Genomic DNA, 11,432 nt, shown 5'->3' with positions numbered 1-11,432 from the left:
ATTTTTGCTAGAATTTGGGGTTCAAACCTTAACTTCGTGAAAAATAAAAGGTGTTGGAATGTATCAATCCGACCAGGAGACCTAATGATATTGACTCCCATGCGACGATATGGGGCAATGATTCTTATGTTACTCACCATCGCATTTTCGGGTGAGGTGCTGGCAAAGACGCACGCAACACAAACGAGTCAAAAGTCCCACATAACTGAGACAAGTTATAAACAGGTTAGCAGTAAACAAGAGTATTCTCGCAATAGTGCAAAGAGCAGTTCACTTCCTGATTTGCGAAAATACCCTTCCGGAACCCCCAGAAAAAAAGCGTTTCTCCGGACCGTTATGCCTTACATCACCAGCCAAAATGCCGCGATTACCGCGGACCGTAATTGGCTGATCTCAAAACAGTACCAGAACCGCTGGTCGCCGTCTGAACGCGCGCGTATGAAAGATATCGCGAAGCGCTATAAAGTGAGCTGGTCCGGCAACACGCGTCGTATTCCGTGGAATACGTTGCTGGAGCGCGTCGACATTATCCCAACCAGCATGGTGGCGACGATGGCGGCGGCGGAAAGCGGCTGGGGAACCTCTAAACTGGCGCGTAGTAACAATAACCTGTTCGGCATGAAGTGCACGAAAGGGCGTTGTACCAATACGCCGGGTAAGGTGAAAGGTTACTCGCAATTCGCGTCGGTTGAGGAGTCGGTGAGCGCGTATGTCGCCAACCTGAACACGCATCCGGCTTATTCCTCTTTCCGCAAGTCGCGCGCCCAACTGCGTAAGGCGGATCAGGAAGTCACCGCCACGGCGATGATTCATAAGCTGAAGGGTTACTCTACCCAGGGGTCGCGCTATAACAACTACTTGTTCGCGATGTACCAGGACAACCAGCGTCTGATCGCCGCGCATATGTAATTCTGTGTGCCGGATGGCGCTACGCTATCCGGCTTACAAGGCGTCTGTAGGCTGGATAAACTACAACAACGCTTCACTATGCTGGTCGCGATACTCCTTAGGCGTAGTGACGTACTCCTTTTTAAACACCGAATAGAAATATTGCAGTGACGGGTAGCCGCACATTTGCGAAATTTCGTTTATCGCCAACGTGGTAGAAATCAACAAACTACGCGCTTTTTCCAGCTTTTCGGCGTGGATCAGCGCATGTATCGTCTCGCCAACTTCTTCCTTAAAACGTTTTTCCAGGTTTGAACGTGAAATCCCAACCGCGTCCAGCACCTGCTCGACTTTAATGCCCTTACAGGCATGGTTACGAATAAAGTGCATCGCCTGGATAACCGCCGGATCGGTCAGGGAGCGATAGTCTGTCGAGCGGCGCGCAATGACGCGCACCGGCGGCACCAGAATGCGCTGTAACGGCATCTCTTCGCGCGCCAGCAAACGGTGCAGCAGTTTCGCCGCCTGATAGCCCATTTGCCGCGCCCCCTGCGCGACGGAGGAAAGCGCGACGCGCGACAGGTAACGGGTTAACTCTTCGTTATCAATACCGATAACGCAAAGTTTTTCCGGCACCGGAATATGCAGGTGTTCACAGGCCTGCAATACGTGACGGGCGCGGGCATCCGTTACGGCAATGATGCCGGTTTGCGGCGGCAGCGTCTGAAGCCAGTCGGCGAGGCGATTTTGCGCGTGCTGCCAGTTTTCCGGCGCGGTTTCCAGCCCCTGATAGACTACGCCGCGGTATTTTTCCTCGGCGACCAACTGGCGAAAGGCGTATTCCCGTTCCGCCGCCCAATGTTTGCGGCTGGAGTCGGGCAAACCGTAAAACGCGAAGCGGTTAACGCCTTTTTCTTTTAAATGCAGGAAAGCGCTTTCAACGAGCGCATGATTATCGGTGGCGATGTAATGAACGGCGGGATAATTTTCAGCAAGATGGTAAGAACCGCCGACCCCGACAATGGGTACGTCGACATCGGCTAATAATTGCGCGATATCGTCATCATCGTAATCGGCAATAACGCCGTCGCCTAACCACTCTTTAATGTTATCGATACGGGCACGGAAATCTTCCTCAATAAATATATCCCATTCGGATTGCGAGGCTTGTAAATATTCACCCACCCCCTCCACTACCTGACGGTCATAGGCTTTATTCGCGTTAAATAACAGAGTGATGCGGTGACGTTTATCAAACATGAGGATATATCCTGCAAAAGTGAACCTGGACTCATGGATACTATCAAAACGGCTGACATAACGGTCTGGCGAATGATGACAAATTATTTTGCGCCTGAAACGTTATGCGAAATTCATCACAGCAAACGGCGGATGACAATTGTCATTTCTTATCTATATATTACGGTTTTTTGTTTATTTGCCAGGATTCGATCGCGATCGCTTTTTTCTTCTGTGGTTTTCAGCGTTTTTTTGAGAGCCAGAGCACATTTGGGGATTCTCTTAATAGCGGTGTGAAATAACGTAATTGAGCAATAAATCAGGAAATTCCAGTATGACGTTATGTCGTTTACTTGCCGTCTTATCTGATTATGGAGCTCACTATGCAGGCTTATTTTGACCAACTCGATCGTGTTCGCTATGAAGGCCCTCAATCGACTAACCCGCTGGCATTTCGTCATTACAATCCCGACGAGCTGGTTTTAGGTAAACGTATGGAAGATCACCTGCGTTTCGCGGCCTGTTACTGGCATACCTTCTGCTGGAACGGCGCGGATATGTTTGGTGTAGGCGCGTTTAATCGTCCGTGGCAGCAACCGGGCGAAGCGCTGGAGCTGGCGAAACGCAAAGCGGACGTGGCGTTTGAATTTTTCCACAAACTGAATGTGCCTTTTTATTGCTTCCATGACGTGGATGTGTCGCCGGAAGGCGCGTCGTTGAAAGAATATAAAAACAACTTCGCGCAGATGGTGGATGTGCTGGCGGCGAAACAGGAGCAGAGCGGCGTAAAACTGCTGTGGGGAACGGCGAACTGCTTTACCAACCCGCGCTATGGCGCAGGCGCCGCCACTAACCCGGATCCGGAAGTCTTTAGCTGGGCAGCGACGCAAGTGGTTACGGCAATGAACGCCACGCATAAACTGGGCGGCGAAAATTACGTGCTGTGGGGCGGGCGCGAAGGTTATGAAACGTTGCTGAATACCGATCTGCGCCAGGAACGCGAACAGATTGGCCGCTTTATGCAAATGGTGGTTGAGCACAAACATAAAATGGGTTTCCAGGGCACGCTGCTGATTGAACCGAAACCGCAGGAACCGACAAAACATCAGTATGATTATGACGTTGCAACGGTCTATGGCTTCCTCAAACAGTTCGGCCTGGAAAAAGAGATCAAAGTGAACATTGAGGCGAACCACGCGACGCTGGCGGGCCATTCGTTCCACCATGAAATCGCGACCGCTATCGCGCTGGGTATTTTTGGCTCCGTTGACGCCAACCGCGGCGATGCGCAACTGGGCTGGGATACCGATCAGTTCCCGATTAGCGTTGAAGAGAACGCGTTGGTGATGTACGAAATCCTGAAAGCGGGCGGATTCACAACGGGCGGTCTCAACTTCGACGCCAAAGTTCGTCGCCAGAGCACCGATAAATACGATCTGTTCTACGGTCATATCGGCGCGATGGATACGATGGCGTTGTCGCTGAAAATCGCCGCGCGTATGGTTGAAGACGGCGAGCTGGATAAACGCGTGGCGAAGCGCTATGCCGGCTGGAATGGCGAGCTGGGGCAGCAGATTCTGAAAGGACAACTCTCCTTAGGCGAACTGGCGCAGTATGCGGAGCAGCATAATCTGGCGCCAGTACATCAAAGCGGTCATCAGGAGCTGTTAGAAAATCTGGTTAACCGTTATCTGTTTGATAAATAACTCTATCTACCGGGCGACTCCGCGTTAGCCCGGCCTGTAGTCGTGATTAGCCCGGTAAGCGTAGCGCTGCCGGGCGCTTTCAGTAAAGGAACCCACACTATGTATATCGGGATCGATCTTGGTACATCGGGTGTAAAAGCTATCCTGTTGAATGAGCAGGGCGATGTGCTGGCTACGCATACTGAAAAACTGACCGTATCGCGTCCGCATCCCTTATGGTCGGAACAGGAACCAGAGCAGTGGTGGCAGGCGACGGATTGTGCGGTTAAAGGTTTAGGTCGGCAACAGTCGTTAAGTGGCGTCCGGGCGTTGGGCATCGCCGGACAAATGCATGGCGCGACATTACTTGATAGCCGTCAGCAGGTTCTGCGACCAGCGATTTTATGGAATGACGGACGCTGTAGCGAAGAGTGCGCCTGGCTGGAGAAACAGGTGCCGCAGTCGCGAGCGATAACCGGTAATCTGATGATGCCCGGTTTTACCGCGCCCAAATTAGTCTGGGTGCAGCGCCACGAACCGGATATTTTCCGCCAGATAGACAAAGTTCTGCTGCCGAAAGATTTTCTGCGGCTGCGAATGACGGGCGTCTTTGCCAGCGATATGTCGGATGCGGCGGGAACGATGTGGCTGGACGTGAAAAAGCGCGACTGGAGCGACGTTATGCTCAACGCCTGTCATTTAACCCGACAGCAGATGCCAGCGTTATTTGAAGGTAGTGACATTACCGGAACGTTGCTGCCAGAGGTCGCCAGCGCATGGGGAATGCCAGCAGTACCTGTGGTGGCGGGCGGCGGCGACAATGCGGCTGGCGCGGTCGGCGTAGGAATGATCGATGCCGGACAGGCGATGCTCTCACTTGGAACATCGGGCGTCTATTTTGCCGTCAGCGACGGCTTTCTGAGTAAACCGGAGAGCGCAGTACACAGTTTTTGCCATGCGCTGCCGGAACGCTGGCATTTAATGTCTGTAATGTTGAGCGCCGCCTCTTGTCTGGACTGGGCGGCTAAACTCACCGGGCAGAAGAACGTCCCGACGCTGATTGCCGCCGCGCAGCTGGCGGATGAGCATACCGATCCGATCTGGTTTTTGCCGTACCTGTCCGGCGAGCGCACGCCGCACAATAATCCGCAGGCAAAAGGCGTTTTCTTTGGTTTAACCCATCAGCATGGCCCGGCGGAACTGGCGCGGGCGGTACTGGAAGGCGTGGGATATGCTCTGGCGGATGGCATGGATGTGGTTCACGCCTGCGGCGTCAAACCCGCCAGCGTGACGCTTATCGGCGGCGGGGCGCGCAGCGAATACTGGCGTCAGATGCTATCTGATATTAGCGGGCTACAGCTTGATTATCGTACTGGCGGCGATGTGGGGCCAGCGCTGGGCGCGGCGCGTCTGGCGCAAATTGCGGTGAATAAACAGACTCCGCTCGCCGATGTATTGCCGCAGTTGCCGCTGGAGCAGGCGCATTATCCTGATGCGCAGCGTCATACGGTTTATCAACAACGTCGTGAAACCTTCCGTCGACTTTATCAGCAGCTGTTGCCGTTGATGTCCTAAGTCAGAATGCCTTTCGGTTTTGGCCGAAAGGCATTTCCCGTAAATATTAATTCTATTGAATTATATCGAAGTAAGTATGTGTGTTTTCTGATTTTTATATTATTGCTGGGCAGGCGCCTTTTTCATCGCTATTTCTTCGCTTAATGTGTCTCACACAACCACAAGGAGAGTGAGATGGACGATCACGTTGCGCGCAGGAAACGGATATTCGGCCTGGGAATGTTAGTTGTCGGTGCAGTGGTATACCTGGTGGGACTGTGGCCAGGCTGTCATACATTAAGCGAAAAGGGATATTTTTTTGCGGCAATCGTCATGTGTGGTTTTCCAGTCTTAATTCGCCAGGAACACACGGGAAATGGCCGCTTGCTTTCTCGTTGCAAATCTTTGCTGTTGCTTGGCATCGGCATGGTCGCGGTCGGCGTATTTAACCTGGCGCTGGCGGGCGCGCTGAAAATACTGTGTCTGGTGGCACTGGGGGTCAGTATATATGGAACCGATCTTTACGCTTCCTACAGTGATGATGAATGATGGCCGGAGCCATCATTATCGTTTAGCTAACCCATTTCCGTTTATCAATACGCTGTAACAGCATGGAAAGTAGCAGGCTTCCTGTCACCGTCGCGGCAAAAACCCACACGATGTCTAACGGCGGCCAACGTTTTAACTCCAGACCATTAGTACGTAGCGCATGGATAATCAGCGCGTGGAAACCATAAATACCCAACGAGTGGCGGGAGATAAGCCCCAGTCCAGGTAACGTCCGCGCATTCAGCTTATTTTTAACTACCGTGAACAGTGAGACGGCGCAAATAAACACCATGGGACCGCAATACAGATACCAGGTATCGGCAAAATTTCCGCGCCAGCGTAATTCATGCAATGTGCCGCGAGAAATAACAAATACCGCGATGATGAACAGGGCAGTGCAGATAAGCGTCAGCGATGGCTTTTGCGTCTCCATCATTCCAATGGCGCGGCCCAGGATACCGTAGAGAATGTAGTAGAACGTGTCGCCGCTGATATACAGATTGATGGGCAACCATTCAACGCCGCCAATTTTTTGCGGCACAGTATTTGGGTTAGCAATAATACCAATGACCACCATCAGCGTCAGGAGCATTTTGCCGCTCACGTTTTTTACCTGGATTAATGGCGATACCAGGTAGATCACCGCAATCGCAAAGAAAAACCACAGGTGGTAAAACACGGGTTTTTGCAGCGCATTTTTTAGCGAAAGCTCGACGTTGATCGAAGTAAAAAGTGAAATGTAAGCCAGGGCGACAACGCTGTAAAAGATAAGGCACAGGGCGATACGTAAAAAATGCCGCGGTTGCGCGCAGCGCTCGCCAAAAAAAAGATAGCCTGAAATCATAAAAAACAGGGGAACGCTAACGCGCGAAGCCGAATTCAGGACATTCGCAATATCCCAGTTTAGCGGGCTGACGCTGTGGGCGTTGGTGATGTACCACGTTGTAGTATGGATCATCACTACCATTAAACAGGCGATCCCTCGCAGGTTATCAATCCAGTTAATTTTAGGCTGCATCAGTTCCTCAGCTTCCGTTTGAATAGAGTTCCAGCGCGGTGGCTCACTGGAAAAATCCGACTTTCTACGCTACATCTTGTGATGGCGTAAGGAGATTCGCACAATGTTTCTGTTACCCACAAACCTTAATAATAAGACTGACCAGCAAACCAGACGGTAATAAAAATGATAATGAAGTATTTCTGTACTGTGATGATAGCCATCGCTCTGGTGGGATGCACAGCGACACCGCCACCGACGCAAAAAGCCCAGCAGAGTAAAGTGAGCCCAAGACGCACGCTGGATATGGAAGCATTGTGTAAAGCTCAGGCGGCGCAGCGTTACAACACTGGCGCACAGAAAATTGCTGTTACCGGCTTCGAACAGTTTCAGGGGAGCTATGAGATGCGGGGTAATACCTTCCGTAAAGAGAGTTTTGTCTGCTCTTTTGATGCAGATGGGCAGTTTTTACATCTTTCTATGCGGTAAAAGCCGCGCCTGGTGAGGTGTGATGCCGCGAAATCCGGCAATTTTCGCTAAACAAACCGGTTTCATACTGTATATCTCGCATCCAGCGGGTATACTGGCTCCTTCCTTTAAATCCACACGTATCCAGCACGAAATAATATGCAAAAGTTTGATACCAGGACCTTCCAGGGCTTGATCCTGACCTTACAGGATTACTGGGCTCGCCAGGGCTGCACCATTGTTCAACCATTGGACATGGAAGTCGGCGCGGGAACTTCTCATCCAATGACCTGCCTGCGCGCGCTGGGGCCAGAGCCGATGGCGACTGCCTATGTGCAGCCTTCTCGTCGTCCGACCGATGGCCGCTACGGCGAAAACCCGAACCGCTTACAGCACTACTATCAGTTCCAGGTAGTGATTAAGCCGTCTCCGGACAACATTCAGGAGCTGTACCTCGGTTCTCTGAAAGAGCTGGGTATGGACCCGACCATTCACGACATCCGTTTCGTGGAAGATAACTGGGAGAACCCGACGCTGGGTGCCTGGGGACTCGGCTGGGAAGTGTGGCTGAATGGCATGGAAGTGACGCAGTTCACCTACTTCCAGCAGGTCGGCGGCCTGGAGTGCAAGCCGGTGACCGGTGAAATCACCTACGGTCTGGAACGTCTGGCGATGTATATCCAGGGCGTGGACAGCGTTTACGACCTGGTCTGGAGCGATGGCCCGCTGGGTAAAACCACCTACGGCGACGTGTTCCATCAAAACGAAGTGGAGCAGTCCACCTATAACTTTGAATACGCCGATGTGGATTTCTTATTCACCTGCTTCGAGCAGTATGAGAAAGAAGCCCAGCAGCTGCTGGCGCTGGAAAACCCGCTGCCGCTGCCGGCCTACGAGCGTATTCTGAAAGCCGCCCATAGCTTCAACCTGCTGGATGCGCGTAAAGCTATCTCCGTCACCGAACGTCAGCGCTACATTTTGCGTATTCGCACCCTGACCAAAGCAGTGGCAGAGGCTTATTATGCTTCCCGTGAAGCCCTCGGCTTCCCGATGTGCAACAAAGACAAGTAAGAGGCGGCCATGTCTGAGAAAACTTTTCTGGTGGAAATCGGCACTGAAGAGCTGCCACCAAAAGCACTGCGCAGTTTGGCTGAGTCCTTTGCTGCGAACTTCACTGCGGAGCTGGATAACGCCGGCCTCGCGCACGGTAACGTTGAATGGTTTGCCGCCCCGCGCCGTCTGGCGCTGAAAGTGGCGAATCTTGCTGAATCTCAGCCCGATCGCGAAGTCGAAAAACGTGGTCCGGCGATTGCTCAGGCGTTCGACGCCGAAGGCAAACCGAGCAAAGCGGCAGAAGGCTGGGCGCGCGGCTGCGGGATCACCGTTGATCAGGCCGAGCGTCTGAAGACCGACAAAGGCGAATGGCTGCTGTATCGTGCCCACGTGAAGGGCGAAAGTACCGAAGCGCTGGTGCCGAACATGGTAGCCACCTCGCTGGCGAAACTACCGATCCCGAAACTGATGCGCTGGGGCGCGTCTGACGTCCACTTCGTGCGTCCGGTGCACACCGTGACCCTGCTGTTGGGCGATAAGGTCATTCCGGCGACCATCCTGGGTATTCAGTCTGACCGCGTCATTCGCGGCCACCGCTTTATGGGTGAGCCGGAGTTCACCATTGATAGTGCCGATCAGTACCCGCAAATTCTGCTGGAGCGCGGTAAAGTCATTGCCGACTACGAAGCGCGTAAAGCCAAAATCAAAGCGGACGCCGAAGAAGCAGCACGCAAGATTGGCGGTAATGCCGACCTGAGCGAAAGCCTGCTTGAAGAAGTAGCCTCGCTGGTGGAATGGCCGGTAGTATTGACGGCGAAATTCGAAGAGAAATTCCTCGCCGTGCCTGCCGAAGCGCTGGTGTACACCATGAAGGGCGACCAGAAGTATTTCCCGGTTTATGACAACGCGGGCAAGCTGCTGCCGAACTTTATCTTCGTCGCCAACATCGAGTCGAAAGATCCGACCCAGATTATCTCCGGTAACGAGAAAGTGGTGCGTCCGCGTCTGGCAGATGCTGAATTCTTCTTCAATACCGACCGTAAAAAACGTCTGGAAGACCATCTGCCGCGTCTGCAAACCGTGCTGTTCCAGCAACAGCTGGGCACGCTGCGCGACAAGACCGACCGTATTCAGGCGCTGGCGGGCTGGATTGCCGGTCAGATTGGCGCTGACGTCAACCACGCCACTCGCGCGGGCCTGCTCTCCAAGTGCGACCTGATGACCAACATGGTCTTCGAGTTCACCGACACCCAGGGTGTGATGGGGATGCACTACGCGCGTCACGATGGTGAAGCGGAAGATGTGGCTGTGGCGCTGAACGAGCAGTATCAGCCGCGCTTTGCCGGTGATGATCTGCCGTCTAACCCGGTGGCCTGCGCGTTGGCGATCGCCGATAAGATGGACACTCTGGCGGGTATCTTCGGTATCGGTCAGCATCCGAAAGGCGACAAAGACCCGTTTGCGCTGCGTCGTGCCGCGCTGGGCGTGCTGCGCATCATCGTTGAGAAGAACCTCGCTCTTGATCTGCAAACGCTGACCGAAGAAGCGGCGCGTCTGTATGGCGACAAGCTGACCAATGCCAACGTAGTCGATGATGTGATCGATTTTATGCTGGGTCGCTTCCGCGCCTGGTATCAGGATGAAGGTTACACCGTCGACACTATCCAGGCGGTACTGGCGCGTCGTCCGACCCGTCCGGCAGATTTCGATGCGCGTATGAAAGCGGTATCGCACTTCCGTACCCTGGAAGAAGCCTCTGCGCTGGCGGCGGCGAACAAGCGCGTCTCCAACATCCTGGCGAAAGCCACTGAGCCGCTGAACGATATCGTCCACGCCTCCGTACTGAAAGAAGCGGCGGAAATTGAGTTGGCCAGACATCTGGTTGTGCTGCGTGATAAGCTTCAGCCGTACTTTGCCGATGGTCGTTATCAGGAAGCGTTGATTGAGCTGGCTGCTCTGCGCGCGCCGGTGGATGAATTCTTCGAAAATGTCATGGTTAACGCGGAAGAGAAAGATATCCGTATCAACCGCCTGACGCTGTTGTCGAAACTTCGCGAACTGTTCCTGCAGGTTGCAGATATTTCGTTACTGCAATAAGCGTTCAGTTAAATAAAAAAAACCTGCTTTCGGGCAGGTTTTTTTATAACGTAAATAGTATTAGTTGATTCGCTAATAATTCTGTAACTCATAGACGCGGTTATTTCTATTGATTGGCAAGAAATATTTCAGGAATACATTAACGCTGGCGGTACGGATATTGGCGTTAGAATAGCTGCGGGTGCTTGAGACTGTTTGTCTCAGGTATTCACCAAAAGGCAGACAGAGAAAATCCCCACCTGACTATACCCAAAATAATTCGAGTTGCTTAAAGGCGGCAAGGGAGTGAGTCCACAGGAGCATAGATAACTATGTGACTGGGGTGAGCGACAAATCTGCCGGGAGCAGATTTGAACGTCGCGTGCGACGGCCCGTCAGGGCGAGGCCCATGGATGGGCCGAGTAATCCGTAGCCAACACATAAGCAACTTGAAGTATGAAGGGTATATAAATCAAAAGTGCACTGCGCCCATTATTGATCTCTTCAATAACGAAGCGATCTCCTGCAGTATTTCAGAACGTCCAACCATGCCGATGATCGATGACATACTCATGAAGGCATTTGCCAGACTTGATGCGGGTACCAATCCGGTTCTTCATTCAGATCAGGGCTGGCAATACCGTCATTGATGGTACCAGTATCAGTTACGAGAGTTTGGCATCATCCAAAGTATGTCCCGCAAAGGCAACTGCCTTGATAATGCCTGTGCAGAATTTTTTTTCGGCACTTTAAAATCAGAAAGTTTTTACACCAGTAAATTTAAGGATATTGATGAACTTAAGATAGCTATTGAGGATTACATACGATACTACAATACCCGACGAATTAGCCTTAGATTTAACGGACTCAGCCCGGTTGAATACCGCCTAAAGAGCTATCCAGGCAGAAATTAACAAGGTCTG

9 protein-coding genes and 1 pseudogene are annotated in these 11,432 nt (G+C 52.4%); 8 read left to right on the top strand and 2 right to left on the bottom strand.

From position 1 onward, the window contains the following. The first annotated feature begins 84 nt into the window (after positions 1 to 84). Positions 85 to 909 carry a protein bax gene (locus ACH0VJ_RS13010; protein ID WP_001575119.1) on the top strand — a complete coding sequence of 275 codons (825 nt, stop codon included), beginning with the start codon at positions 85 to 87 and terminating at the stop codon, positions 907 to 909. A 60-nt stretch (positions 910 to 969) separates the two neighbouring features. Here ACH0VJ_RS13010 and xylR read toward each other — a convergent pair whose 3' ends face one another. After that, positions 970 to 2,148 carry a D-xylose utilization transcriptional activator XylR gene (gene xylR, locus ACH0VJ_RS13005; RefSeq protein WP_000459824.1) on the bottom strand — a complete coding sequence of 393 codons (1,179 nt, stop codon included), beginning with the start codon at positions 2,146 to 2,148 and terminating at the stop codon, positions 970 to 972. Positions 2,149 to 2,510: 362 nt separating this feature from the next. On the opposite strand from xylR, the gene xylA reads away from it, so the two are divergent. The 3 genes from xylA to ACH0VJ_RS12990 all read left to right on the top strand — a co-directional run bounded on the left by xylA (position 2,511) and on the right by ACH0VJ_RS12990 (position 5,915). Further along, positions 2,511 to 3,833 (top strand): xylose isomerase, encoded by a 1,323-nt coding sequence (gene xylA, locus ACH0VJ_RS13000; protein WP_001149561.1) that lies wholly within the window; start codon positions 2,511 to 2,513, stop codon positions 3,831 to 3,833. 99 nt (positions 3,834 to 3,932) lie between these two features. Further along, positions 3,933 to 5,387: a xylulokinase gene (gene xylB, locus ACH0VJ_RS12995; RefSeq protein ID WP_000275308.1), complete on the top strand. Its 1,455-nt coding sequence runs from the start codon at positions 3,933 to 3,935 to the stop codon at positions 5,385 to 5,387. A gap of 174 nt (positions 5,388 to 5,561) precedes the next feature. Then, positions 5,562 to 5,915 carry a YiaA/YiaB family protein gene (locus tag ACH0VJ_RS12990; RefSeq protein ID WP_000340935.1) on the top strand — a complete coding sequence of 118 codons (354 nt, stop codon included), beginning with the start codon at positions 5,562 to 5,564 and terminating at the stop codon, positions 5,913 to 5,915. 22 nt (positions 5,916 to 5,937) lie between these two features. Here the strand turns inward: ACH0VJ_RS12990 and ACH0VJ_RS12985 are convergent, their stop codons facing one another. Further along, positions 5,938 to 6,933 carry an acyltransferase gene (locus ACH0VJ_RS12985; protein WP_001182573.1) on the bottom strand — a complete coding sequence of 332 codons (996 nt, stop codon included), beginning with the start codon at positions 6,931 to 6,933 and terminating at the stop codon, positions 5,938 to 5,940. 165 nt (positions 6,934 to 7,098) lie between these two features. Between ACH0VJ_RS12985 and ACH0VJ_RS12980 the strand changes: the two genes are divergently transcribed. The 4 genes and pseudogenes from ACH0VJ_RS12980 to ACH0VJ_RS12965 form a co-directional block, all read left to right on the top strand. Then, a complete protein-coding gene (locus ACH0VJ_RS12980; protein WP_000605591.1) occupies positions 7,099 to 7,401 on the top strand; it encodes a YsaB family lipoprotein in 303 nt (100 codons plus the stop codon). Between the two features lie 138 nt (positions 7,402 to 7,539). Next, positions 7,540 to 8,451: a glycine--tRNA ligase subunit alpha gene (gene glyQ / locus ACH0VJ_RS12975; protein ID WP_001168551.1), complete on the top strand. Its 912-nt coding sequence runs from the start codon at positions 7,540 to 7,542 to the stop codon at positions 8,449 to 8,451. Positions 8,452 to 8,460: 9 nt separating this feature from the next. Further along, positions 8,461 to 10,530, top strand: coding sequence for a glycine--tRNA ligase subunit beta (gene glyS / locus ACH0VJ_RS12970; RefSeq protein WP_001291742.1), 2,070 nt, complete (start codon positions 8,461 to 8,463; stop codon positions 10,528 to 10,530). Between the two features lie 464 nt (positions 10,531 to 10,994). Next, positions 10,995 to 11,423, top strand: a pseudogene (locus ACH0VJ_RS12965) (transposase); the annotation flags it as partial. Positions 11,424 to 11,432: the final 9 nt, after the last annotated feature.

Source organism: Salmonella sp. 2020_1459 (assembly GCF_043847915.1).
Lineage (GTDB): Bacteria > Pseudomonadota > Gammaproteobacteria > Enterobacterales > Enterobacteriaceae > Salmonella > Salmonella enterica.
This window is presented reverse-complemented; position numbering and strand designations above follow the sequence as displayed.